Origin of the sequence: uncultured Gimesia sp., from assembly GCF_963972345.1 — a bacterium.
Taxonomy (GTDB): domain Bacteria; phylum Planctomycetota; class Planctomycetia; order Planctomycetales; family Planctomycetaceae; genus Gimesia.
Genome location: NZ_CAXAVM010000098.1, coordinates 1 through 25385 on the forward strand (window position 1 = coordinate 1; position 25385 = coordinate 25385).

16 protein-coding genes are annotated in these 25385 nt (G+C 53.3%); 11 read left to right on the plus strand and 5 right to left on the minus strand.

Features of this window, described 5'->3' with window-relative positions:
* Positions 1-387: 387 nt before the first annotated feature.
* Positions 388-1542, minus strand: coding sequence for an alpha/beta hydrolase family protein (locus tag AACZ40_RS16605; RefSeq protein WP_291170061.1), 1155 nt, complete (start codon positions 1540-1542; stop codon positions 388-390).
* A 320-nt stretch (positions 1543-1862) separates the two neighbouring features.
* Here AACZ40_RS16605 and AACZ40_RS16610 point away from each other — a divergent pair, with 320 nt between their 5' ends.
* Positions 1863-2306, plus strand: coding sequence for a transcriptional repressor (locus AACZ40_RS16610; protein WP_002646808.1), 444 nt, complete (start codon positions 1863-1865; stop codon positions 2304-2306).
* Positions 2307-2329: 23 nt separating this feature from the next.
* Here AACZ40_RS16610 and AACZ40_RS16615 read toward each other — a convergent pair whose 3' ends face one another.
* Positions 2330-3466, minus strand: coding sequence for a ZIP family metal transporter (locus AACZ40_RS16615; RefSeq protein ID WP_291170065.1), 1137 nt, complete (start codon positions 3464-3466; stop codon positions 2330-2332).
* A gap of 615 nt (positions 3467-4081) precedes the next feature.
* Here AACZ40_RS16615 and AACZ40_RS16620 point away from each other — a divergent pair.
* Together AACZ40_RS16620 and AACZ40_RS16625 are read left to right on the plus strand one after the other, a co-directional pair.
* Positions 4082-5686, plus strand: coding sequence for a porin (locus AACZ40_RS16620; protein ID WP_291170067.1), 1605 nt, complete (start codon positions 4082-4084; stop codon positions 5684-5686).
* Positions 5687-5840: 154 nt separating this feature from the next.
* The gene (locus tag AACZ40_RS16625; protein ID WP_291170069.1) at positions 5841-6302 is read left to right on the plus strand and encodes a hypothetical protein; all 462 of its coding nucleotides are present in this window, start codon (positions 5841-5843) and stop codon (positions 6300-6302) included.
* A 67-nt stretch (positions 6303-6369) separates the two neighbouring features.
* On the opposite strand, the gene AACZ40_RS16630 is transcribed toward AACZ40_RS16625, so the two are convergent.
* Together AACZ40_RS16630 and AACZ40_RS16635 are read right to left on the minus strand one after the other, a co-directional pair.
* Positions 6370-9522 carry an efflux RND transporter permease subunit gene (locus AACZ40_RS16630; RefSeq protein WP_291170071.1) on the minus strand — a complete coding sequence of 1051 codons (3153 nt, stop codon included), beginning with the start codon at positions 9520-9522 and terminating at the stop codon, positions 6370-6372.
* Between the two features lie 72 nt (positions 9523-9594).
* Entirely contained in the window at positions 9595-10920 is a 1326-nt protein-coding gene (locus AACZ40_RS16635; RefSeq protein ID WP_291170073.1) for an efflux RND transporter periplasmic adaptor subunit, read from the minus strand.
* A gap of 291 nt (positions 10921-11211) precedes the next feature.
* Here AACZ40_RS16635 and AACZ40_RS16640 point away from each other — a divergent pair, with 291 nt between their 5' ends.
* Both AACZ40_RS16640 and AACZ40_RS16645 read left to right on the plus strand, forming a co-directional pair.
* Entirely contained in the window at positions 11212-13044 is a 1833-nt protein-coding gene (locus AACZ40_RS16640; protein WP_291170075.1) for a TolC family protein, read from the plus strand.
* Between the two features lie 188 nt (positions 13045-13232).
* On the plus strand, positions 13233-14699 hold the full coding sequence (locus AACZ40_RS16645) for a type I 3-dehydroquinate dehydratase (RefSeq protein WP_291170076.1): 1467 nt from the start codon (positions 13233-13235) through the stop codon (positions 14697-14699).
* Between the two features lie 10 nt (positions 14700-14709).
* On the opposite strand, the gene AACZ40_RS16650 is transcribed toward AACZ40_RS16645, so the two are convergent.
* Positions 14710-16911: a heavy metal translocating P-type ATPase gene (locus AACZ40_RS16650; protein WP_291170078.1), complete on the minus strand. Its 2202-nt coding sequence runs from the start codon at positions 16909-16911 to the stop codon at positions 14710-14712.
* Positions 16912-17156: 245 nt separating this feature from the next.
* On the opposite strand from AACZ40_RS16650, the gene AACZ40_RS16655 reads away from it, so the two are divergent.
* The 6 genes from AACZ40_RS16655 to AACZ40_RS16680 all read left to right on the plus strand — a co-directional run.
* Positions 17157-18254 carry a Xaa-Pro peptidase family protein gene (locus AACZ40_RS16655; protein ID WP_291170080.1) on the plus strand — a complete coding sequence of 366 codons (1098 nt, stop codon included), beginning with the start codon at positions 17157-17159 and terminating at the stop codon, positions 18252-18254.
* A gap of 396 nt (positions 18255-18650) precedes the next feature.
* Positions 18651-19148, plus strand: a complete 498-nt coding sequence (gene accB / locus AACZ40_RS16660) for an acetyl-CoA carboxylase biotin carboxyl carrier protein (RefSeq protein ID WP_291170082.1) — start codon at positions 18651-18653, stop codon at positions 19146-19148.
* A gap of 92 nt (positions 19149-19240) precedes the next feature.
* Positions 19241-20578: an acetyl-CoA carboxylase biotin carboxylase subunit gene (gene accC / locus AACZ40_RS16665; protein ID WP_291170083.1), complete on the plus strand. Its 1338-nt coding sequence runs from the start codon at positions 19241-19243 to the stop codon at positions 20576-20578.
* Between the two features lie 219 nt (positions 20579-20797).
* Positions 20798-21832: an ATP-dependent 6-phosphofructokinase gene (locus AACZ40_RS16670; RefSeq protein ID WP_291170085.1), complete on the plus strand. Its 1035-nt coding sequence runs from the start codon at positions 20798-20800 to the stop codon at positions 21830-21832.
* A gap of 474 nt (positions 21833-22306) precedes the next feature.
* Positions 22307-23923: a family 16 glycoside hydrolase gene (locus AACZ40_RS16675; RefSeq protein WP_291170087.1), complete on the plus strand. Its 1617-nt coding sequence runs from the start codon at positions 22307-22309 to the stop codon at positions 23921-23923.
* Positions 23924-23998: 75 nt separating this feature from the next.
* Positions 23999-25385, plus strand: a 1387-nt coding sequence (locus tag AACZ40_RS16680) for a PVC-type heme-binding CxxCH protein (protein WP_339675089.1), incomplete at its 3' end; no start/stop codon positions are given.

Below are 25385 nucleotides of genomic sequence, written 5' to 3' on the forward strand. Positions count from 1 at the left end.
CGAGGCGAAGCTTTGCGATGTGCGGCGACCCGCAGGCTACCATCACGAACGGGTGTTAATATGCGTACTGCAAATCTGAAAAAAACAGGCTGTATTGCAGTGAAGATTCAGTACAACTGTCGCGTGTTTCGGTGCACTGTAAACTGGGCACGCGCGCGACTCAAAACAGCGCTTATCGCTGTTGGCGCGCAGCGGTCAAGTTCATTTTATGCAGCGGGAGTGCGGGAATGTGCAGCAGCAGGTGGGGGAAGTTCAGTCCTGCAGGCGAATGGTGACGCAGATGGCGTGGTGGAACAGGGAACGCCGACTGGTGAATTTTTACAAACAAACTCAGCGGCACGGCATGAGTCGCGGTTTAACGTGTTTAAAAAGGTCTGGAACAGACTCTCATTCGCCGAAGTGCTGTTTGAGGAAGTCGAGGCTTTTGTTGTTGGACCAGCGGTGGCCGCCTTCGAAGAAGTCGGCGTCGATGTTTTCTTCTGCGTCCAGAACCTGGTAAACCTGTTGCAGTTTTTCATATCCTGTGCGGGCGGCTTCGATGGGGAAGATTTTGTCTTCGATGCCATTGATGAGCAGAACCGGACGCGGGGCGTGCAAAGCGACGACATCGGACATTTCGCCGAAACGCATCATCTCAGGCATGCACTGACAGAGGCAGTGCGGCATCGCGTAGTAGGAGTCGCGGTAAGTTGAGAAGGCACCGGCGATCATGGTGAGTTTGACACGCTCGTCGAGGACGGGCAGATACATGGCGGTCGCTCCGCCTCCGGAGAGGCCGGCGGCTGCGATGCGGTCCGGGTCGACCTGGTCCTGGGTCTGCAGGAAATCGATGACGCGCATGGCGTCCCAGCTGCGCTGGCCTTGCGGAGTGCTGCCGATGAGAAGTGCGTTCATGGTCATCTGCAGGCAACTGCGTTTGGTGTGAGAGACGCCGCGATCCTGGTCGCCCGCGGTTTCGTTCCAGCCCCGCATGACGATGGCGGCGGTGATGTAACCGTGCTTTGCGAAGTAGACGGCGTAATCGAGTTCGCTCTGACGGGTCTTCTGTTTGTCGGCCTTGGTTTTGCCTTCATCGATATAGGGAACGATGCCACTGTGTCCGTGCATGCAGACAATGGCGGGGACTTTTTTCTTTAACTTGTGGGGGACGAAGTAATAGACGGGTGCCCAATAGGCGGCTTCGGTACGGATAAAAACTTTGTGTCGGGTGAAAGTGTCGAACTCTTTCTTTTCCGCCCACTTGACTTCCAGCGGAACTCGCTCAGGCATCTTTCCCAGGATGCGGGTGACGGTGGGATGAAACTGTTTTCGCCAGGCTTCGTGTTCGGCTTTGTTCGTGGCGTGCCAGGCCTGCAGAGGTTCCATGTTGTCGGCCAACTGCTGATAGCTCTCGGTGACGGTGAACGGTTTTTCCGCGGGATCGCGTTCTTCGGCGGTCGCCGGGGTGAGGAAGAGGCAGGAGAAGAGAGTGGCGAGCAGGTTGCGGGTGTAAATTTTTCTTCTGGCAGTACTGCAATCTGAAATGAAAGATAGTTGGTGCATCTTGTGTTACCGTCAATAAGAACAGGGGATGTTTCCGGTGATTGGGGAATCGCACTGACAGTTTCCTGCTCGCTGCGCTCACCCCGAATTGCATTCGGGGCTACCCGATACTCTGAGACTCCATTACAGGGGAAAGCTGGACGAAGATCAAGGTCTGACGGGGCAGGGTTGGGTTCTCAAGCAGTGTGGTGCGAAGTAATTAGGCAGCAATTCACAATTAATGACCGGTATCTCGTAATTCTTGTATATAATCGTTAATATGAGCTTCCGTCACTGAATATTAACTCGCCGGCGCTGTGGGGTGCCTTGGATATAACGACATGAAAAATCTGTCCCAAGCAGAAGAGATTGATGAAATCCGTACGCTGGTTCGCAAGAGCGGTTTACGGAGTACGGCTGCCCGGATCACGGTGATCCAGTTTTTGCGGCAGGCGACTTCACCTCTGACGCATGCTGAGATTGCCGAAGAGCTGACGCCGATGGGCTTCGATAAAGCCACCGTGTATCGCAACCTGATCGATCTGGCGGAAGCGGGTCTTGTCAAGCGAACCGAACTGGGAGATCATGCCTGGCGGTTCGAGCTGCGGAATCCTGATGAACCGGAAGACGCCGAGCACCCGCATTTTGTCTGCACCGAGTGTGGCAGTGTTTCCTGTCTGCATGATGTCGAGTTCAAGACACCAAAGAATAAGCAGTGGGCCGCGGTGGGCAAAGTGACCGAAATTCTGCTCAAGGGAATCTGCAGCGAGTGCGACGAAGAATAAGTCGCGTCGGTTGGTCGCTTCACTCAATGAGAATGCGAGTGGCCGTGTTCCGTACCGGTTGCTTCGGAACCGTGTGAATGGCCGCCGTGCTGGTGCGCGTGTTCCGGCTCGAGGAAGCCGATTCCATAAGCGAGGGCGATGCCCAGCAGCAGCACAAAAGAGAGGCGGAAGCGGTTATGCGAATGGAATTCCATTTCGGGCAGCAGATCGCCGAGTGAGATACAGAGAAACACGCCTGCGGAAAACGCGAGGGCACAGCCGATGATGATGTGCTGATTTTCTGAAAACTGCTGCACGCCCAGGAAAAACAGGAGGGCACCCAGTGGACACATCAGCGAAAAGCCGATATTCACAGCGTTCCGCCAGCCTGCAGACCAGCCACTGGCTGCCATCAATGAGGTAATGGAAACCGCGTCTAACGGTTTATGTAAGGCGATCGCCAGAAAGGTTCCCAGCCCGAACAGGGAGAGGAAGACTTCGTGATGCTGATCGGCGACGATGCTGGCACCGAGTGCGAGTCCGTCAATCAGGGTGTGCAAAGCCAGCCCGAAGGCGATGCCGACCCAGCTCAGGTGATGCGAGTGCGCGTGCGTATGAGAATGCACGGGAGCATGCGCGTGGTGGTGGTCGCAGTCATGATCGTGGTCGTGTGTGTGTTCTGCTTCTTCCTCCAGTTCCACGGTTCCATGCTGGTGAAAATGAAAGGTACGCAGCAGGAAGAACAGGGTGATCACTCCTGCCATCATCCACCAGACGGCCCGGTCGATAGATCCCATTTCGGCAACCGCGTGCGGCAGCAGATGAAAGATGCCAATGCCCAGCATGAGTCCGCCGACAAAACTGATCAGTGTTTCCATGCGGGTATGTGTTAAGCGGATCAGGGAAGGCAGCCAGCCCCCCAGCAACGAAGAACCGACAATCAAAACACAGTAAATCCCCAGCAGGGTATAGGACCAGGTGTTATCAGCGGGCGCTGGTTCTTCCGTTTCTGCGACAGCGGTTTTCTGATTTTCGTTCTCGGCGTGGACATGCTCATGTTCCGCCGCCATGGTGGGGCGCGTGAGAAAGAAGCCAGGGGCAGTCAGAAAGACAAGTAGTGGAATCGTCAATAACAGGAGCGTGATTCTCACGTCGTTTTTAAAAGGAGAAAGCGGTTTCATCGAGTTAAAAAGCCACCTGTGATTATCACTGTGAGCAGGAAGAATGTATCGGAATGCTCACTACATCGGCACCCATAGATTGTAATAGCAAACTAATTGCGATTGAATTTAGCTTTTATCAGTAAATGGTACAAGACTCCCCGGAATTCTTATCCCGTAAGATTCTGAACTTTTGCACTCTGTGCCCAGCATTCATACTGGAACACAAGCCATAGAAGATGCTTATACGAATTGATTTAGATCGCATTTCACCGGAAGTTTAAAGACCTCGATGGCCGGAGCAATGAAAAAGGATGCTGTACAGGTTACCCGGAATAAAGTCTGGCTTTGGAGCGGGTTTCACAGGGAATTTTTTGTGGATGAGGCAGATCGAATCTAATAAGTCGAGGTTTATCATTCGTTTACCGCGTTAAGCTGTTCCGGTTAGGCGGTTTGTCTGGCGTGTAGGCATTGTGAGTTCGTATGCGAGTCGTCTTCATCATTTCTTAATATTATCTTTAAATTCGAACCGCCGATAAGCCCTCTAAGGATCAATTTGTTTCTGCAGGGTTGCCGAGACAGGACCTCACAAAACAGCCCGAAATGGATTCCGGGCTACTCACATCAGGGATGAAGATGCGCAAATTTATCAAAACGGCAGGAATTCTCCTGTTGCTGGGAACGTTGTTCCGTCCGTCGGGTATTCTGGCGGAAGACACGAAAATCAGCTCTGAACAGCTGGAGCGGCTGCTGAATCGGCTGGAGCAGGCAGAGAAACGGATTCAGGAACTGGAAGAATCGAAGCCAGTCACTCCGCCCCCTACTCCTCAGCCTGAGCCACAGCGTGAGACGATTCCTTTACTGCCTCCCCGTCTGGAACGTGCAGCCGGCGGGCTGGACGATTCGGATGAAATGCTGATCAATAATTACACGGATGACTCGGGCTCACCCGCCTTCGAGACCCGGCTGTCCACTCTGGAAGAAGACTGGAAAAAATTCTCCGAGTCCGAGCAGGAGAAAAAGGCAAAGGATGCCTCCAAAGCGACCACGATGAAAATCACAGGTCGAATTCACCTGGATGGCTGGAATTTTTCTGACAGTACTCCCGGGATCGCTGCATTTAATAATCCAGCTGACCCCATGGATCCGGAAAATAACCTGGAGTTTCGACGGCTGCGTCTGGGATTTGCGGGTGATATTAAGGACAACATGATTTACAAGCTGGAGTTTGACTTTGATGATGCCAATGACCCCACAATTAAAGATGCTTATCTCGGGTGGAATGATCTGCCGGTCTTCCAGACACTGTTGATTGGTAATCAGAAGCGCCCGCTGGGTATGGACCACCTCAACAGTAGTCGCTTCAACTGGTTCCTTGAACGTCCACTGGTGATTGAAGCTTTTAACCAGGATGCCCGTCGTCTGGGGATTGCTGCCTACGGCGTTTCAGAAGAGGAGACCTGGAACTGGCGCTATGGTATTTACGAGCTGGAAAATATTGCCAATGACTCAGGGTATGCAGGCGACGCAGGCCAGTACAGTCTCAACGCACGTCTGGCCGGGACTCCCTGGTATGATGAAACTTCGGGGGGGCGTGGTTATCTGCATCTGGGTATTGCCGACATGTGGGCGAAGCCGGACGGAGATCCGAGTGCCACCGCCTCCAATAACAATGAAGCCCGTTTCCGTACCCGCCCCGAAGCACGTTCCGGCAGCGTTCGCTGGCTGGATACGGGAGCGATTGCCGGAGCAGACTGGTTCAACACTCTGGGTCTGGAAGCGATGCTGACAGTGGGATCATTCTCAGTTGTCAGTGAATACCAGGTAACCCACGTGGGACGGGGTGCAACGGGACCCGACTTGACCTTTGAAGGTGCTTATGTCGAGGCCGGTTACTTCCTGACGGGCGAATATCAACCCATCGATCGCAGGACGGGAACCATTGAGCGGGTAAAGCCACTGGAAAACTTCTTCTGGGTCAATACCTGTGATGGAGAGACTGGTGGTGGCTGGGGAGCCTGGCAGGTGATTGCCCGCTATTCTTACCTGGACCTGTCTGACGGTGACATTACCGGTGGTGATGAAAGAAACTTTACCGCTGGTATGGTCTGGTGGTGGAATTCGCATGCCCGTATGCAGTTTAACTACATCCATGCCCAGATTGATGACAGGGGGCCCATTGATGGTTACACGGACGGTCGATCAGATATCTTTGGTGTTCGCTTCAGTGTTGATTTCTAGACCGCATCATATTTCACCAGAGCATCTGTCCGTCTTTTGTACCCGGCCCCGATGGTCTTGGAGACGTCACAATAAAACTGGAAACAGTCTCAACTCAATACACTCTCAATGGCTGACATTATTTTAAAGTCTGGACTCTCAGAAAGTGAGAATTATGAAATATTTTGGAATTGTTCTGCTGACTGTCACGGTTTGCTTCTCGGGGGGGACGCGCATCTCAGCCGAATCAGGGACTCCCACTTGCGACAAGGCAAACGGAGCATGTGGAAGTTGCAACAGCTGTAACAGTTGCTCGCACGGTTGCAAAAGCTGTCGACTGCATGTGGAAACATTAAAGGTTAAGAAGCACTGTTTTAACATTGAATGCAAAGAGGTCTGTATTCCTCCGGTCCGCTTTCCCTGGCAGAAGTGCTGTGAGCTCAAATGCGGTAAAATCAAAACCGTACGCGTGTTGAAGAAGCACGAGTACACGTGTGAAAAATGCGGATATAAATGGGATATCGAAAATCTGTGCGGTGCCTGCCCGGCGGGAAACTGTGAAACAATCGTACCACCGGCCCTCAAAGCGACTGCACTGCCTCCCCTGGCACCGGCGACTTCAGTCAGAAAAAAGTAAACCTGTAGTTATGTTTCAGCCGGAAACAGAAATCATGTTCCCGGCTGAGATTGTAATGCTGTGGATATTATGTTGACGGTTTTAATTTCTGGCGATGTACCAGTGAATAAATACACGGCACCAGAATCAGTGTCAGCAAGGTGGAGACGACCATGCCACCCAGCAGCGCACGTGCCAGTGGGATCATCGCTTCATTGCCAGGTGCAATCTGGAAAGAGAGTGGGATCATCGAAGCCACCAGTGTGAGCGATGTCATGAGAATCGGGCGTAATCGCACCTGGGCCGCCGACAGTGCGGCTTCCTGCGGGGAGAGCCCCTCGTCACGACGCCGATTTGCGAATTCAACCAGTAAAATAGAGTTGTTAACGACGACTCCAATCATCATCAGGGTTCCCATCAATGATTGAATGTTGATGTAGGTACCCGTCAGAAACAGAATCAGCAGTACGCCTCCCAGTCCAAGAGGAACCGCAAGCATGATGATCAGTGGATCAACAAAGGAGCGGAACTGGGCCATCAGAACCAGATAGACCAGAATACCAGCGACCACCAGTCCCATCCCCAGCAGATTCATGCCCGTCTGCATGGTTTCCACGGGTCCGCGCAGCGTCGTCGAGACACCATTTTCAAATTCCAGTTGATCTAAAGCGTTTCTGATATCCTGGGCCACCGAACCGATATCCCTTCCGACAACATTCACATACACATCATTCACACGCGAAATGTTGTAGTGCGCAATTTCGCCCGGAATCGTAACACGCTCGATGGTGGCAATATTCGACAGGGGGATGGTGACCGGCCCATTCGGAGTATTGAGTGAGAGTGGTATGTTTCGGATTTCATCGAGGGTCTGGAAATCATTCGACTTGTATTGCACGCCCATAAAAAAGTCGACGCCCGACTTGGGATCGATCCAGATTGTGGGAGAGTAACCGACGCTGGAACCCAGAGCCGTTAATACCGTTTGAGCGACTTCTTCCTGGTCCACTCCCAGGTACTTGGCCCGCGTGCGATCTACCTGAATATCAAACTGTGGGTAGTCGAGTGACTGTGCAATCTGAACGTCCTGCGTACCGGGAATATCCTGAACCACGTCCACAATTCTTTCAGCAGCATTCCGACATTGATCCAGAGTTCCCGCCGCAACCTGGACGTTGATCGGAGTCGGAACTCCTTCATTCAAAGCCAGATTAATGATACCTCCCGATACGAACAGGAATTTTTCCATGGGATACTTCTCTGCCAGCTTCCCGCGCAGTTCCTGAATATAGTCCCGGGTACTTGTCGACCGTTTTGCCTGGTTCAGGTTGACAATCAGGTATGCCGTGTCAGGTCCCGAGTTCGAACTGAGTACAGTCGAGAATCCGGCCCCTTTCCCGACGGGCAACCCGATGTTTGCGATCAGCGTGTCGATTTCTTCCGGCGGAATCACTTCCTTTACTGTTTCTTCGATACTGGCAACCAGCTTCTCTGTTTCGATCAGCTCTGTACCGGGCAGGGTTTTGATTCTGATTTCAAATGTTCCCGCATCGACATCAGGGAAGAGCTCGGTACCAATCAAAGGCCAGAGGAAGAAAGTCATTCCGATTCCAGCTGCGATAATGAACGTGCTCAGGGCAGGAGCTTTCAGTACTGCACTCAGAAAATGTCCGTAGGGACCGTGCGGTTTTGAGTCAGAGAAACTCTCAGCGGCAACCGTTTCTGTTTCGTTATTTTTGTTACGTATCCGTTCACGGACAAAAGTCGCACAAAAGGCGGGGACGACAGTTAATGCCAGAATATAAGAGGCACCAATGGTAAACGTTGCCGCCAGTGACAGCGGGGCAAACAGATATTTAATCATGCCTGTCAGAAAGACAGCAGGGAGAAAGACGGCCAACGTGGTGATTGTACCGGCCAGAATCGCCCCGGAAACTTCGATCGTTCCCTCGCGTGCGGCGTCGAGGGCGGTTTTTCCCATTCGCTGATGCCGAATGATATTTTCAACGACAACAATCCCGGCGTCCACAACCGTTCCGATGGCTAATGCAATTCCTCCCAGCGTCATGACATTGATCGTCTGCCCGGTAAAAGCAAAGCCGAGACCGCCAATCAGAATGGAGAGCAGGATCATGGAAACAATGATGAATGTCGGTAACAGCCGACGTAAAAAAATGAAAACGACGACCGCCACGAGCAGAGCCCCCAGTCCTACCTGGCTGTAAAGGTTGGACATGGCTTGCCTGATGTAATGTGACTGATCTGAGACCAGGGTAACTTCCGTGGCTTCCGGAATATCTCCCCGCTCTTTCATTTTGGGAATTTCCGCCGCGATTCCCTCATAAATGCGATCGACGACCTCGATAGTGTTTTCTCCGGGCTCTCTTAACAACGGGCAGTAAACACTGCGTTCTCCGTTCACTCTGACAATATTGTACTGCAGGGCCGCATCGTCTTTCACTTCTCCTAAGTCGCGAATAAAAATCGGGCGTCCCTCGCGCACCGCTACCGGAATCGCTTCAATTTCGTCAATCGTGGGTAAGGTGTTTTTGGGATGAATCTGGTAGTCCAGGCCTCCCATTCGTGCCGTCCCTGCAGCCAGTACCAGGTTTGATTTTTTCAGCGCTTCCACAACATCGGTTGTACTGACATGATGTGCCTGAAGCTTCACCGGATCGACATACACCATCATCTGGCGAAATTTCCCGCCAAAGGGGTGTGGGATCTGGACGCCTTTTAACCCGCCCATTTTGTTTCGAACGGCGTAGTATCCGATGCTGTAAAGCTCCGATTCACTCAACCCTTTCCCCGAAATCGCAGCCAGAACGACCGGCAGGTTGGCAGGTTCACTGCGCAGCGTGAAAGGCCATTCGATGCCCGGGGGTAAATGGAACATGTCACTGGCTTCCAGGTTCACGATATCATTCATCGCCGAACTTGGATCAGCGCCCGCCTGGAAGAAAATTTTGATCACGGCTGCACCGGGAACCGTCCGGGATTCCTGATGCTCAATTTTCCCGGCTAAAGTCAGTGCGCGTTCCACCCGGGAAGTGACGGATTTTTCCATGTCCAGAGTGGGTAAACCCGGGTAGGAGAAAAAACTGACGACCACCGGCTTCTTGAAGTCCGGCAGAATATCGATGGTGATTCCCGGAATGACCGCTGCACCGAGCAGACATAATGCGAATGCTCCTGCCAGCACCGCATATCGGTTTTTGAGTGAAAAATTGATAAGTCCCATAACGCCCGCGCTTTCATGTCTGTCACTGTTTCAGAATCGTCACCGCCGCTGACTCAACAAAGAAGGTGGTCTTTATTGGATCGGCGCAACTTTTTCGCCCGTTTTGAAGCGTTTCAAATGGGCATCCACGACTTTCTGGCCCGGTTGGAGTCCCGACAGAATTTCAATCGAGTTGCCATTATCCATGCCTGTCGTCACGGGAACGACAGAAACGACGTCGTCTGTCACCGCATAGACAAAGGCTTTCCCGCCTTCAAATCGAATTGCTCTTGCCGGCAGCATGTTGGCTGCTGCGGGAGAGCCCAGAGAGATCGTTGCCTGTCCAAACATGCCAGGGATGAGTTTACGGGAAGGGTTGGGGACTTCAGCTTCTACCAGCATCGTGCGGGTGTGGGGGTCGAGTTTTCCCGTGAATCGAGTTACTGCGACTTTGAGTTCTTCCTCAGCGGGAAATGAAGGGAAGCTCAACTTTACCACGTCACCGCGACTGATGAAGGCGGCCTCGATTTCGGGAACAGGTATCTCAACACGTACTTTCTCGATCTGATCAATCTCAAACAGTGGTTCTCCTTTACCGACTTCATTTCCTTCACGCACCAGGTCCCCGGGATTGACGGTGCGGCCTGTGATCATGCCTGAAAAAGGCGCTTTGATAGTGGCGTAATTCAACAATACATCCAGCTCTTCCAACTGGTGCCGCGCGATTGAAGTTTGCGATTTTGCTACCTGCAGGTCTGCTTCAGCAGACTTCTGTTTTGCCCTGGCGACCACCACATCGGCACTCGCGGAGTTTATGGCAGAAGACACGGTCTGCTGGTTGGCCAGTTCAGAGTCGCGTTTTTTCCGGACTTCATCCAGGACACGACTTTCCAGTGATCTGCGTTGTACCAGGTCACTGGTCCTGTCAAATTCTGCCTCAGCTGCTGCTACCAGCGCCTTTGTGCGGTTCAGTTCTGATTTCGCCTGCAGCAGTCTCGCTTCTGCTGACTGTACGTTAGCCTGGCTCAATTGAATTCCGGCCTCGGCCCGTTTTTCTTCTGATTCATTCTGGGAGATTCGTGCTTCGATGATCTGCCGCTGTTTCTGCAGTTCGGGTACATCGATGACAGCTAAAATCGTGTCCTGTTTGACGTAGTCGCCGATGTCAGCTTTGACCTCTTTCACATAGCCGCTGACCTTTGCTCGAATCTCTGTCTGATAGAAAGGCAGGACGGTAGCAGGTTGTGTCGTGGTTCTGGCGATCTGTTCCTGTGTCATGGAAATCATCTCAACCGGGACAGGCTGGGACGATTTTTTCAGGTGTGTGACATCAGTTTCCACAGAACAACCCGTCAAAGCAGCAGACATCGAAAGCGCGCTGATGCTGAGACTCTTAATCAGGGCCTGGCGTGACTTCATGTACATTTGACCTTTGGTTTCAGGAAGCGAGTGAGAAAAATACAAATCTACCATTGAAAACAGGCAGATTGTAGAGGGACCCACTGCAATTGGTACAGTTTTCGGCTTATTTAACCGGAAACCCTTTTCCATGCCGCAAAGTCAGCGTAACCGAGGCAGCTGTTTCAGGTCTTGTAAATCGAAAGTGATTTGCGTGACCGGGTCGGAATTACCACGGAATCTTGCCGATATAATCCAGACAGGGAGTGTAATCAGATAAATTGCCATAACCACAACACGGAAGGTTTCACGATGCATCGGAGGAGGAGCAGGGTATGGATTGGATTCGGGCTTGCCTGTCTGACGGGTTGCTCGACAGTTCAAACTGCCTTAACCGGCTCTGCAGATGACAGACCTGATGTTCCCAACCGTGCGTCGATCCTGGCCGAAAAAGAGCTGGATGAAGTGCTGCTGGCTCCCCCCTCCCGCAATACACGTTATCTGACAGGGAAAAAAGCCAGGCTGGTCAGTTTAAAGCCGCGTACCCCTGCCGCGGTTGTTGCTACTCATGAGAACGACATACCGGCCTTGTCTGCAAATAAAATTGAGCGGGTTGATCATGAGATTAAGACCCTGGCGTCAAAAGCAGGGCCTGCTACCGGAACCTTGACCGTCAACGGTAAAACCTATCGTGTGCAGTTACAGGAAGAGATCGTGGAACCGGCGGCTGTTCCTGGAACCATTACCACCGCTTCCGTAAATGTACCGCCGCCTGCCCCGGGCACTCTGCCCATTGAGGATTTTGAGCAGTCAGAGCTGACGGCTGCTGCCGAGGATGCTCTGCGTCTCAATTTACCCACCGCATTGTCAATGATTGGTGGAGAACATCCTGTTGTCGGTTTTGCGCAATGGCGGGTACAGGAAGCCTATGCCAGGCTGGACCAGGCCAATGTGCTCTGGCTGCCCTCAATCCAGCCAGGCTTCAGTTTTGATCGGCATGATGGAAATCTGCAACCCAGTGATGGCTCCATTGTGGATGTCAACCGGAATTCATTTCAGTATGGTCTTGGTGCAGGAGCAACAGGAGCCGGCACGACTCCTGTTCCTGGCTTAGTGGCTCGGTTTCATCTGGCTGATGCGATCTTTCAGCCTGAGATTGCTGAGAAGACTGCCTGGGCGAGAGGGCATGCGGTTGACGGTGCGCTGAACGAGCAGCTGTATAAGGTCGCGTCTGCCTATCTTGAGTTACTGGAATCCGAACAGAATTTGCGGATCCTGGAAGAAACAAGAAATCACACAGCCGGCCTGGCCAAACTGACCCATGATTATGCGGCGAGTGGTCAGGGGCTGCAGTCTGATGCGGATCGAATGAAAACAGAATTAACCCTTGATAAGAATCGGGTTGTGACCGGTCGTGAACGGATTGCGATTGCCTCGGCTCGGCTTTCAGAATCACTGAGCATCGATACGGGCCAGTCCATCGTACCACTCGATTTCACAGTCGTTCCCCTTGAGCTGGTGAATCCGGATTTGGATAAAGGAACCCTCATCAGCACGGGTCTGGCGAATCGTCCCGAACTGAAAGAAGCCCAGTCGCTGGTGGCCGTTGCCTGCGAACAATACAAACGACAGAAATATGCTCCCTTCATACCCAGCGTCTTACTGGGCTTCAGTAGTGGTGGTTTTGGCGGAGGTCTGAGTGACAGCCTGAACGATGTGGGAGGCCGTTATGATTTTGATGCGCTGGTGACCTGGGAAATTCGTAACCTGGGCTTTGGTGAAGGGGCTGCCCGTCGGGAAACCCAGGCACAGATTGAACAGGCAAAGTTCCAGCAGATCAAAATGCTCGATCAGGTCGCACGCGAAATTTCAGAAGCCCAGACTCAAGTGAAGCACCGGGCTGAAAGCATTAAGATTACTCGAGAAGGAATCAAAGCTGCAGAAGAGTCCTACCAGAGAAATCTGAGTCGAATTCGTGATGGCCAGGGACTTCCGATTGAGGTATTGCAGTCTGTCAGAGCACTCGAAGCGGCACGGCATGCCTACCTGACCGCCGTCGTCCAGTACAATCAGGCGCAGTTTCGACTGCAGTGGGCATTGGGCTGGCCTGTCTTCGATCCCTCAGAGTCCGCTGAGAATGGCTAGCGGCTACCTCCGTGATCAGGGAAGATGGCATTCGCTCCCAGGGCCACCAGAAGTAAAAGAATCAAACCGGACGAACTATTTCTTCCTTTCAATACTCGGCAAATCTGGCATAATTAACGGACTCTGGATCTGGTTTCACCGCGCGGCCGATCATTGCTCAGCTCAGTTCTCTTTGATTGTGTGACATCATGATTTGTATTTCTGTGACTCCGGAATCCCGTAACTTTGCCAAGGTGGATATTCTGAATGCCGCCGCCCAGTCTGACCTGGTGGAGCTCTGTCTGGATCGACTGATTAAAACTCCCGATATCGGCGACCTGATTTCAGGCTTCGAGACACCCATCCTGGTTTCCTGTCGACGACCGGAAGACGGGGGACAGTTCAAAGGCACGGAAGCGGAACGCATCCAGCTGTTGAAGCAGGCGATCATCGCGGAACCGGCCTACATTGAGCTGGATCTGGAAACCGCAAAGCAGATCCCCCGTTTTGGGAAGACCAAACGGGTCATCAGTTATACCAGCCTGAAAAAGCCGCTGTCGCAGGTCGATGATATTTTTGACGAAATGACAGAAGCCCGGGCCGACGTGGTAAAATTCACCTGGCCGACACCAACCCTGCAGACCGCGTGGCCTCTGCTGGCGGCGATCAGTCAGAAGCGGGACATTCCGGTGGTCGGCATGGGGCTGGGTGCAGCGGGCATTACGTTTTCACTGCTGGGGGTGAAGTATGGCAGTCCCTGGATTTATGCCGCCCTGGAAAAAGGGATGGAGGCGTTTGAAGGGCAGCCGACGGTGGCGGAGCTGAATGAAGTCTTTCACTATCCAAAGATTTCGGCGAAAACCCGCTTCATCGGCGTCGCCGGAGTGGGAGTCGCAGAGCGGCGGACGATTGAAGTTTTCAACAGGGCTTCCGAACAACTCGGGCTGGATTACGTCTGCCTGCCCCTGGTGATCAATGATTTCAAGCAGGTCCACAAGATGCTGGGGATTCTGAAAATCCGCTCGCTGGTGGTAAGCCCGCGGATGGGCGAGTTCATTCTGCCGCTGGCGGAGCATCTGGAAGAGGCTTCTGAAAAGACCGGTTATGGAGATCTGCAGTTAAATCAACCAGATGGCTGGCACGCGTATGATACCGTCAGGCGAAGTGCCATCAAAAGCCTGGAAGCGACGCTGGAAAAGAAATCGCCGGGTTCCGGTTCGTCATTTCAGCGTAAAAATATCCTGGTGCTGGGGCAGAGCGGGTTGACGAAAGCAGTGGTTTACAGTCTGACGCAGCAGGGGGGCATCGTGAGTGTGACTTCCCAGAATGATAAAGCCGCACAGGGAATTGCCCGTGCTTTTGATGTCCGCTATGTTCCCTTCGCAAACCTGTATGACACGCTGTCCGATGTGGTGGTACAGACCGACCCTGAATTGAAACTGGGACACAGCAAAGAACAGTTGAATCCTTCCTATCTGCGGGAGAGCATGACGGTGATGGATATCAGCCAGTTGCCGGAACCGACGGAACTGATGCGGGAAGCCGAGAACAGGGGCTGTGAAATCGTATGTGTGGATGATGTCTACCGCAGACAGCTCAGCCAGATTTTCAAAGCGATCACTGCGTCAGAGATACCGGACGACGTGTTCGAAACCCGCAGCGAATATACACGTTGAACTGAGCAGCTCAGTTTTTGTCGGACGCATTGCTGACGGGAGACTGCAGCAGGCGCAGGCCGTTGAAAATGACCAGCAGCGAGGCGCCCATGTCGGCGGCGATGGCTGCCCAGAGAGAGGCGTGGTTCAGCACCATCAGCAGCATGAACAGGGCCTTGATGCTCAGTGCGAAGATGATGTTCTGGCGGATGATCTTCAAAGTGCGTTGAGAGTGATTGATCAACCAGGGAATTTTCGTGAGATCATCTGTCATCAGCGCGATGTCGGCTGATTCAATGGCGACATCACTGCCGGCGGCCCCCATGGCGATGCCCAGGCTGGCGCGGCTCATGGCGGGGGCATCGTTCACCCCGTCACCTACCATCGCCACGAATTCGTATTCTTTGACCAGGGATTCGATCACAGCGACTTTGTCTTCCGGCAGTAATTCAGAATGCACCCGGTCCATGCCGACTTCGTCTGCCACTGCCTGCGCCGTTCCTGCGTTATCACCGGTGAGCATGACCAGTTGCTTGATGCCCGCCTGATGCAGCGCTTTGATGACAGACGCTGACGTTTCGCGCACCTGGTCCGCCAGTGCGATGAAACCACAGACGTGGGATTCATTGCCGATGACCACCACGGTCTGCCCGGCATTGGAAAGTGCTTCCAGCTGCTGATGGACTTCGGTGGTTTCTTCCTTGCGTTCTTCCAGGTAGCGATGCGAACCCAGCCAGAATTCTCTGCCGTTGATGGTTGCGGTGGCGCCTTTGCCTTGAATGATCTGGTAATCTTCAGCAGCCTGGTAGGAGACCTGCTGTTGTTCTGCCGCATCCAGAATCGCGATTGCCAGGGGATGATTACTGTGTGCTTCCAGCGCGGCGGCCCGCTCCAGGAGTTCCGATTCAGTGTGTCCATTCAGGGGAACTATCTTTGTTACTACCGGTCTGCCTTGCGTGAGGGTTCCTGTTTTATCCAGCGCCAGGGCTTTCAGGTGGGCAGGTGTTTCAACAAACACTCCCCCTTTGATCAAGACGCCATTCCGTGCTGCCGCCGCCAGTGCTGCGACGATGCTGACGGGCGTGGAAATTACCAGGGCACACGGGCAGGCGATGACCAGCAGTACCAGTGCGCGATAGACGGCGTTGTCCCAGCTGACCTGAAACAGAACAGGTAATGAGATCAGGACGAGCAGGGCCAGTGCCATCACGATCGGTGTGTAGATTTTGGCAAACTTCTCGACCCAGAGTTCCGAAGGAGCCCGTTTCGACTGGGCTTCTCCGACCATGCGAATGATCTGCGCCAGGACGGTATTTTCCGCCAGCCTGGTGCATTTCGCCTCCAGCAGTCCATCTCCGTTGATCGTGCCGGCATAAAGTTCATCGGTTTCCCGTTTGCCGACCGGAATGGATTCGCCGGTAATGGGTGCCTGATTGACTTCGCTGAAGCCTTTAATGACTTCACCATCCAGGGGGATTTTTTCACCCGGGCGAATAATGAATGTGGTGCCGACGGTGACAGCTTCGGCGTTGACCGTGATTTCCCTGCCGTCTGCATCGCGAACGCGGGCGATGGGCGTGGATAAATCCATCAGGGCGGCGACGGCGCGGCGTGCCCGTCCGACACTCCAGGCTTCGAGCAATTGTGAGAAGGCGAACAGAAACGCGACGGCTGCCGCTTCAAACCATTCATCAATGCAGAGTGCGCCGACGACGGCGGTAAACATCAGCAGGTTCATGTCGGGCCGTAACCGTTTCAGAGAGAACCAGGCTTTGGGCAGTACAAACCAGATGCCGGCGATGATTGCGACCAGGTATTGCAGACGCACCGGCAGCGGCATCGCGCCATGCGCCGCCTGTTCCGCGCCCAGCGCGGCGCCGATGCTGCCTGTCAGATAGACGTGCGTCAGAAACGCGGTTCCCATGCAGACGCCACTGACGGTTGTCAGTATGGTTCGGCCCTGGCGAGACCAGAGTGTGCCTTGCTCCGACTGTTTTGCATCGTCATTCCACAGCTCGGCCCGCATGCCGGTCTGGCTGATGGTTTGCATGATCGATTCTGCAGTGACGTTGTCTGGCTGATCGCGGACCGTCATTCTTCTGTTGAGTACATCAAAGAACAGATGTTCTTCACCGCCGAGCAGAGGAGCGAGTTCCCGCTTGAGGATCGTGACTTCTTCGACACAATCCATATCCTGGATTTTGAAAATCAGATCGTCGTTTTGTTCATTCATGCAGCATCGATTTTCAGAAAAAGAATGTGGTATCAGGCGGGAATGCAGAGCTTCTGTATGCTGAAATCATAGCACTTCAAACCGGGAAACTGAAACTTCGGTTTTTTTTCTTCGCAAAAATCTGCTAAAAGAGATAAGATCCGCCATGACCGGTTTAACCGGTGAACTCTGAATCGAATAAAAACCAGACAGTCAGTTCGCTCTGCATTCATACAGCGACTGACTATATTTAATAAAGGACCATCATGAGTAAGGATTATCTGGCTGCCCGCAGGAAGAAACTGATTTCGCTGCTGAAACGCAGGGGGGCCGAGGCCATGCTGATTACCTGCGAAACGAATGTTACTTATCTGACGGGATTCAGCGGGGATTCCAGTTATCTGCTGATCGGCACAGGGCAGACGGTGCTGATCAGTGACGGACGCTATACGACCCAGCTGGAAGAAGAGTGCCCGGACCTGGATATTCACATTCGGAAAGCAACCGAATCGATGATCTCAGCGGTGGAGCAGGTGCTTAAGAAATCGCATCTGCCCAAACTGGGTTTCGAAAGTCATATTGTGACCTGTGAACTGCTGGATGCGATGAGCGGGATCACCCCTGCCGCCCAGTGGATTCCGATTGCAGGTCTGGTAGAAGAACTGCGGATGATTAAAGACGTCTCGGAAATTCAGGAAATCCGCGAGGCAATCCAGCAGGCCCAGCGCGGCTTTGAAGTGTTTCGAGCGATGCTGACCCCAGAGATGTCGGAACTGCAGGGAGCCCATGAACTGGAGCATGCGATGCGACGGTTTGGCGCCCGCCAGGCAGCCTTCGATCCGATTGTGGCAGTGGGGGAGCGGGCCGCTTTACCGCATGCGATGCCTACGGAGAAACTCCTGGCAGACTCACCGTTTTTACTGGTGGACTGGGGGGCGATGACTCAGAAAGGCTACCGAAGTGATCTCACCCGGATGATCATTCACGGGCGTCCGCCGGCCAAACTGGAAAAAGTGTATCAGACCGTTCTGAAAGCGCAGCTGGCGGCGATCAAAGCGATTCGCCCCGGTGTTCTCTGCCAGGACGTGGATCGTGTGGCCCGCGCGGTGATTGAAAAAGCCGGGTTTGGCAAGCTGTTTACCCACAGCCTCGGGCATGGGATCGGTCTGGATATCCATGAAGGCCCGCGCCTGGGAGGGAATGTGTCGACTGAGCTGAAGCCGGGCATGATCGTGACAGTGGAACCGGGTATTTATCTCCCGGGCTGGGGTGGGGTGCGGATTGAAGATGATGTGCTGGTGACGCGAAATGGACATGAGGTTATGACCAGTGTTCCCAAAGAGTATGAATCGGCTCGCCTTTAAACCGTGGGCCGGAGTGGTGTTCGTATGTATTGTCCTTGAGGCTGGGATCTAATTTGGAGCATGGTGTCGTCTTAATGATCGTTAAAGGTATTATGGCAGGAACTTACGTTGCAGGAGCCCAGGCGGGAAATCGACTTGAATTGTGCCTGATTTTATTAGAGAAACTCCCCTGTTTCGCTTGGTTTTCTGATGTGATTTGGCTTAGAATCTGAATCTTATACATGTCAGGCGGGGTAGAGCGTGCGCGCCAGTCGTAAGCGTTTGGACCCTTTCCCAATATTGTCAGCAAGAGAATGAAAATCTGGAACGTGTTGCTGAGGGACGCTATTGTCAGTCGGTCCTTTCTACAGCAGGCAATACGAATGCAGCTTGAGAATACGAAAATAAGGTAGGTCAATGGCAAAAAACGAGGTGCCGAAAGGCGAACCTTTCGATTTGGAAAAACTTCAGACTCTGTTTGAAATGATGGAAAAGCACGGACTGACCGAGGTCAATCTGAAGCGCGGTGAAGAGACCTGGAAATTGCGACGCGGACCGCAGGAGACCTTTTCGATGGTTCCCGCTGCCGCTCCTCAGATGGCGCCGGCTCCTGTCGCGGCTGCACCTGCTCCCGCCCCGGCACCCCCGACCGAAGCGGCGCCTGCTGCTGACGCGGGTCCGGTAATCAAGAGCCCGACCGTGGGAACATACTATGCCTCTCCGAGCCCTGACGATCCACCGTTTGTCAGCGTGGGTTCCAAGGTGAGCTCGGATACCGTCGTCTGTATCGTCGAAGCAATGAAAGTGTTCAATCAGATTCCGGCTGAGATGAATGGAACGATTACCGAGATTCTGGTGAAAGATGGTGAAGCGGTCGAGTTCGGCCAGCCTCTGTTCCGAATCTCTCAGGGCTGATGCCTGTTGTCGTAGAAAGTTCGCGATGAAGCAGGTCATGCAGTTGCGTTCAGAAACTCAGATGTAGGGTCCTTTTACCAAGTCAAAAACAAATGTTTCAAAGAATACTGGTTGCAAACCGAGGTGAGATCGCACTGCGGGTGATTCGTGCCTGCCATGAAATGGGTATCGAAACCGTTGCGGTTTTCAGTGAAGCCGATCGAGGCGCACATTATCTTTCACTGGCCGACGAGGCGATCTGTATCGGACCGCCAGCTGCGACCGACAGCTATCTGATGATCAATCGGATTATCAGCGCTGCGGAAATCGGAAACGTGCAGGCCATTCACCCCGGTTACGGGTTCCTGGCGGAAAACGCACACTTCGCGGAAGTCTGCCGCAGCTGTAATATCGAATTCATCGGACCTCCCCACGAAGCGATGGCCCAGCTCGGCGATAAAGTCTCTGCCCGGGAAATTGCCAAGGCTGCCAACGTGCATGTTTCGCCGGGAACCGAAGGTCTGGTGACCGACGAAGGAGAAGCACTCAAGGTGGCCCAGGAGATCGGTTATCCCGTGCTGATCAAAGCGACCGCTGGTGGCGGTGGTAAAGGGATGCGTGTGGCCCGCAATGATATCTCGCTGAAAGCAGGCCTGAAAGCGGCGGCAGCAGAAGCAGAAGCCGCCTTCAAAAATTCCGGCGTCTACATCGAAAAATACATTGAAAATCCCCGGCACGTCGAAGTGCAGATCTTGGCCGACAATCACGGCAACGTGCTCCACTTGTGGGAGCGTGACTGCAGCCTGCAGCGTCGTCACCAGAAGCTGGTGGAAGAGAGCCCGGCACCCAACCTGCCTCACTCGGTACGCGAAGATATCTGCAAAGCCGCCTGTCGACTCATTGAAGCGGCCGGTTACACCAATGCCGGTACGGTCGAATTTCTGGTCGGCCCCGATAACCAGTTTTATTTCATCGAAGTCAATGCGCGAATTCAGGTCGAACACCCGGTCAGCGAACTGGTGACCGGTATCGATTTGATCAAACAGCAGATCCGCATCGCTGCCGGCGAAAAGCTGGATCTGAAACAGAAAAATGTCCCCTGCCTGGGGTCTGCCATCGAACTGCGTATCAATGCGGAAGATCCCGAAAATGATTTTCGCGGATCGCCCGGTAAAATCACAAAGCTGCGGGTTCCCGGCGGGCCGGGGGTCCGGTTTGACTCGCATATTTACGAGGGCTACACCGTGGGCCCTTATTACGATTCTCTGATTGGTAAACTCATCGTTCATCGGCCGACCCGTGAAGAGTCGCTGGCCTGTATGAGGCGTTGCCTGGATGAATTCGTAATTGAAGGCATCAAAACCACGATTCCCCTGGCGAAGAAGATCTTTAATCACTCGGCGTTCATTGAGGGTAAAGTCGATACCACGTTTATCGAACGAACCTGGTAAATCGTTCCCGAAGATTAGTACGACGACATAACGGTTGTTTTGTATTGTGACAGACCTGCGGGCATTCACTTCGCTTATCCGCCAGCGGTCTCGTGTCGGCAGAACGAATCAGTCCCGGAAGAGAAGTTTCGCTCACTTCCAATTGTAAGCTGGTCATTTTTGAGTCTCTCAATCCTAGTCAGAGACGTTACTTTTTTGAAAACAGGTACAGGTAGTATAATGAGAGTTGGTATTTTAACGGGTGGTGGAGATTGTCCTGGTTTGAACCCGGTGATTCGTGGCGCCGTACGCGTCATCTGCAATGCGGGCGGCGAAGTGTATGGCCTGCTGGAAGGCTGGCGCGGCGCGATTGAAGGTAACTACATCGAACTGAATTCAGAAAACACAGACGACATCATCTTCAAAGGGGGAACCATCCTGGGATCTTCCCGTACCAACCCTTATAAAAACGAGGAAGAAGATGTACCCCGGGTACTGGCGACACTCGAAAAACTGGGCCTGGACTGTCTGATTGCCATCGGCGGTGATGACACCCTGGGCGTAGCCAACAAACTCTGGAACGATCATAAAGCACCCGTGATCGGCTGCCCCAAGACCATTGATAACGACCTGAGTTCGACCGATGTGACATTCGGTTTCGATACATCGATCAACATCGTGATGGAAGCCGTCGACCGTCTGCGTACCACGGCTGAATCACATCGACGCATCATGGTGGTTGAAACCATGGGACGTCATGCAGGCTGGATCGCGCTGTTCTCCGGTCTGGCAACGGCCGCCGATTACACGCTGGTCCCCGAGCAGCCGATCGAAATGGACCGTATGATTGATGTGTTGAAACGACGTCGTGCCAACGGCAAAAAGTACGGCATTGTGATCGTCAGCGAAGGCGCCCAGTTCAGCGAAGAGTCCGGCTTGACAACCCAGGACGGCGAAGTCGACGATTTCGGTCACGTCAAACTGGGCGGCATTGGTGAAACCGTTGCCCACATGATTGAAGAACGCACCGGTTTCGAAACACGTCACGTGACCCTCGGTCACCTGCAGCGTGGTGGTTCACCCAGTGCAGCAGACCGCGTACTCGGGACACGCTGCGGCGTCCATGCCGGCTGGCTGGCTCTGAAGCATCACTTCGGTTACATGGTCGCGCTGCGGGGAACACAGATTGTTCCCGTCGCACTGGCAGACGCCGTCGGCGAAATGCGGGCACTCGAAAAGAACTTCCTCGAAGAAGCAGAAGTCTTCCTGCAGTAAGCGGGATCTTTTCAATCGAGAACATGAGACCAGGCGCTGGCAACAGCGCCTTTTTTGTGCGCTATTGTATCAGTCGCACGTGTGTCACCGATCGGGTAGCCCCGGATGTAATCCGGGGTTGTCGCAGACAACAGGAAACTGTCAGTGAAAGCACTCTATATCGAATCAGGCTTCCAATATACATTTCACAGTCGGACGAACTGTAAAGGCCGGATGCATAGGTCACTCACGTTCGCATAACTTGTATATACTCTCACCGCCGCTTTTCCCTTGGCGGGAATTTCTTAACAATCCTGTCTATTGCGTATTCTCTGCTTTCACGCTGGATAATGATGCCTGCGTCTGTTTAAGATAGTAGGACTGACTCAAACCAGCTCTTCTTATCTGTAGCCTGTATTCATCTGGAAACAGCGAGAGCCTGCCAGAGCGAATTACAACGGTTCTCAACGATTTGATATTCTCCCGGAGGAACGAATGACACTGCCGCGCTTGACTCGCATTTCCGCCTCACTGCTTCTGATCCTGTTCTGTGTCACCCTGTTTTTCGCTCCGCAAACAGTCGCCGCCGGTGGGAAAGGCTTCAAGCCGATCTTTGATGGCAAAACACTCGACAACTGGGACGGAGACCCCCGATTCTGGTCTGTGGAAGATGGTGCCATCACTGGCCGCACAACCAAAGACAACCCGACCAAGGGGAACACGTTCCTGATCTGGAAGGGTGGCACACCGGGCGATTTTGTTCTGAAGCTGCAATACAAAATCATCGGTCACAATTCCGGCGTCCAGTACCGCAGTTTCACTTTACCCGATGCAGCCGACCAATGGCGCGTGGGCGGATACCAGGCTGACATGGAAGCCGGCGATAAGTATTCAGGGATTCTTTACGAAGAACGAAAACGGGGCATTCTGGCTCTACGCGGACAGAAAACAGTCGTTGGAAAAGATAAAAAAATTGATGTAGTCGGTTATCTCGGCGATACGAATGCGATTCAGAAGAAGATCAAAAAAGAAGACTGGAACGATTACGAGATCATCGCCCGCGGGAATCACCTGATCCATAAAATCAACGGAGTGGTGACTGCCGACGTTACCGATAACGACCCTGAACAGCGCCGCGCCGATGGAATTATTGCCCTGCAGTTACACGCGGGTCCTCCAATGGTTGTGCAGTTTCGTGATATTGAACTGAAAGAACTGCCGGCTGGCGAAGAGACTTCTGCCACGGACGGCGCTAAAAAAAAAGTAGTGCTGATCGCCGGTAAGAAGAGTCACGGTTACGGTGCCCACGAGCATCGTGCCGGCTGTCTGCTGCTGGCCGAAGCGTTGAATCACAGTGGTCTGAATATTGTAACCACAGTGGTCACGGAAGGCTGGCCTGAAGATGCGAGTGTGCTGAATGATGCCGACTCGATCGTGATTTACTGCGATGGCGGCGGACGTCATCCTTACAATGAACATCTGGATGAACTCAGCAGGCTGGCAGAAAAAGGTGTGGGCATGGTGAACCTGCACTATGGCGTGGAAGTTCCCAAAGGCGCCTCCGGGGATGCCTTTCTTCGCTGGATCGGCGGATACTTTGAAGAATGGTGGTCGGTCAATCCACACTGGACCGCCGACTATCAAAGTCTGCCCGATCATCCGATTTCGCAGGGCGTGAAGCCTTTCAGCATCAACGATGAATGGTACTATCACATGCGATTTCAGCCTGAAATGAAAAATGTGCAGCCGATCCTGACTGCCGTGCCTCCCAAAGAAACATTAAATCGCCCCGATGGTGCCCACAGCGGCAATCCTGATGTGCGAAAGACCATCGGGCAGCCCCAGCATATGGCGTGGGCCTACGAACGCCCGGACGGCGGTCGCGGATTCGGTTTTACCGGCGGTCACTATCACTGGAACTGGGGACACAACGATTTTCGGAAACTCGTATTGAATGCGATTGCCTGGACGGCTCATGCTGAAGTCCCTTCACAGGGAGTGGGATCGGCGTCAGTGACCGTCGAACAGCTGGAAAAAAATCAGGATTACGAAAAACCGGACAACTATAATCCCGCCCGGATTAAAGCATTACTCAAAGAGTGGAATCAATAAACGCGATTCGTTTAGAATGACTGATTGACACAGACCCGGGACAGCAACTTGAATCAAAAAAAGGAAACTGACTCCATGAAGTACCGTTGGCTTGCCATCCTTCCCGCCCTGCTGCTGATTACCAGTACCGCTTCCTCTTTTGTCTCCGCGCAAACCGAACATGATCCCGAACAGGCCGTACCCAGCCTGACGGTGGCCCCCGGTCTGAAAGCGACGCTGTTTACTTCCGAACCGCAAATCAGCAGCCCGTCCAGTATGGATGTCGATTCACAAGGGCGTGTCTGGATTTGTGAAATCGTCAATTATCGCGCCAACCTGCGTGATATCACCACTCGTAAAGAGGGGGACCGGATTCTGATTCTGGAAGATACGGACGGCGACGGCAAAGCCGACAAGACAACAGTGTTCTACCAGGGCAATGATGTAAACGGTTCACAGGGAATCTGTGTGCTGGGGAATAAAGTGATTGTCGCTGCTTCGCCGAATGTGTTTCTGTTTACTGATGAAGACAACGACGGCAAAGCGGACAGGAAAGAACTGCTGTTCAAGACCGCCGGGGGCGAGCATGATCACTCGGCCCATGCTGCTGTCTTTGGACCCGATGGCAAACTCTACTGGAATTTCGGCAACAGCGGTAAGCAGGTGTTCGACGCTGCCGGCAAACCGATTCTGGAACGCGATGGTCACCCCGTCCTGGATAACGGCAAACCTTACTGGGGCGGGATGGTGTTTCGCTGTAACCTGGATGGCAGCGACTTTGAAGTCCTGGCTCACAATTTCCGTAACAACTATGAAATCACCGTCGATTCGTTCGGCACACTCTGGCAGTCAGACAACGATGATGACGGCAACCGGGGTGTCCGCATTAATTATGTCATGGAATTCGGGAACTATGGTTACCTCGATCAACTGACGGGTGCCCGCTGGAATACGCCACGCACCGGCATGCATCAGGAAATACCGCTGCGGCACTGGCACCTGCGGGATCCGGGTGTCGTCCCTAACCTGCTGCAGACTGGAGCCGGCTCACCCACGGGCATCTGTGTTTACGAAGGATCCCTGCTGCCGAAAAAATACCAGGGTGAAATCATTCACTCCGACGCCGGCCCGAATGTTGTGCGTGCGTATCCCGTGAAAAAGGACGGCGCCGGCTATGAAGCCGAAATCGCGAATATCATTACCAGCGAACAGGACAAGTGGTTCCGTCCTTCCGATGTGTGCATTGCCCCCGATGGTTCTCTGTTCGTTGCCGACTGGTATGACCCGGGTGTCGGCGGTCACCGGATTGGCGATCAGGAGCGGGGCCGCATTTTCCGGATTGCTCCCGCAGAGGCAAAATATGTATTCGACAAACTGGATCTGAGTACAATCGAAGGTGCGATTGAGGGGATTAAAAACCCGAACCTGGCGCGACGCTACCTGGCCTGGAACGCTTTGCATGCCCTGCAGGAGCAGGCGCTGC

Coding starts and splice junctions, on each gene's coding strand:
- AACZ40_RS16630 (WP_291170071.1), bottom strand. CDS start 9,522: ATGGGACTTATCAATTTTTCACTCAAAAACCGATATGCGGTGCTGGCA.
- AACZ40_RS16645 (WP_291170076.1), top strand. CDS start 13,233: ATGATTTGTATTTCTGTGACTCCGGAATCCCGTAACTTTGCCAAGGTG.
- AACZ40_RS16640 (WP_291170075.1), top strand. CDS start 11,212: ATGCATCGGAGGAGGAGCAGGGTATGGATTGGATTCGGGCTTGCCTGT.
- AACZ40_RS16655 (WP_291170080.1), top strand. CDS start 17,157: ATGAGTAAGGATTATCTGGCTGCCCGCAGGAAGAAACTGATTTCGCTG.
- AACZ40_RS16675 (WP_291170087.1), top strand. CDS start 22,307: ATGACACTGCCGCGCTTGACTCGCATTTCCGCCTCACTGCTTCTGATC.
- AACZ40_RS16670 (WP_291170085.1), top strand. CDS start 20,798: ATGAGAGTTGGTATTTTAACGGGTGGTGGAGATTGTCCTGGTTTGAAC.
- AACZ40_RS16615 (WP_291170065.1), bottom strand. CDS start 3,466: ATGAAACCGCTTTCTCCTTTTAAAAACGACGTGAGAATCACGCTCCTG.
- accC (WP_291170083.1), top strand. CDS start 19,241: ATGTTTCAAAGAATACTGGTTGCAAACCGAGGTGAGATCGCACTGCGG.
- AACZ40_RS16610 (WP_002646808.1), top strand. CDS start 1,863: ATGAAAAATCTGTCCCAAGCAGAAGAGATTGATGAAATCCGTACGCTG.
- AACZ40_RS16635 (WP_291170073.1), bottom strand. CDS start 10,920: ATGAAGTCACGCCAGGCCCTGATTAAGAGTCTCAGCATCAGCGCGCTT.
- accB (WP_291170082.1), top strand. CDS start 18,651: ATGGCAAAAAACGAGGTGCCGAAAGGCGAACCTTTCGATTTGGAAAAA.
- AACZ40_RS16625 (WP_291170069.1), top strand. CDS start 5,841: ATGAAATATTTTGGAATTGTTCTGCTGACTGTCACGGTTTGCTTCTCG.
- AACZ40_RS16605 (WP_291170061.1), bottom strand. CDS start 1,542: ATGCACCAACTATCTTTCATTTCAGATTGCAGTACTGCCAGAAGAAAA.
- AACZ40_RS16650 (WP_291170078.1), bottom strand. CDS start 16,911: ATGAATGAACAAAACGACGATCTGATTTTCAAAATCCAGGATATGGAT.
- AACZ40_RS16620 (WP_291170067.1), top strand. CDS start 4,082: ATGCGCAAATTTATCAAAACGGCAGGAATTCTCCTGTTGCTGGGAACG.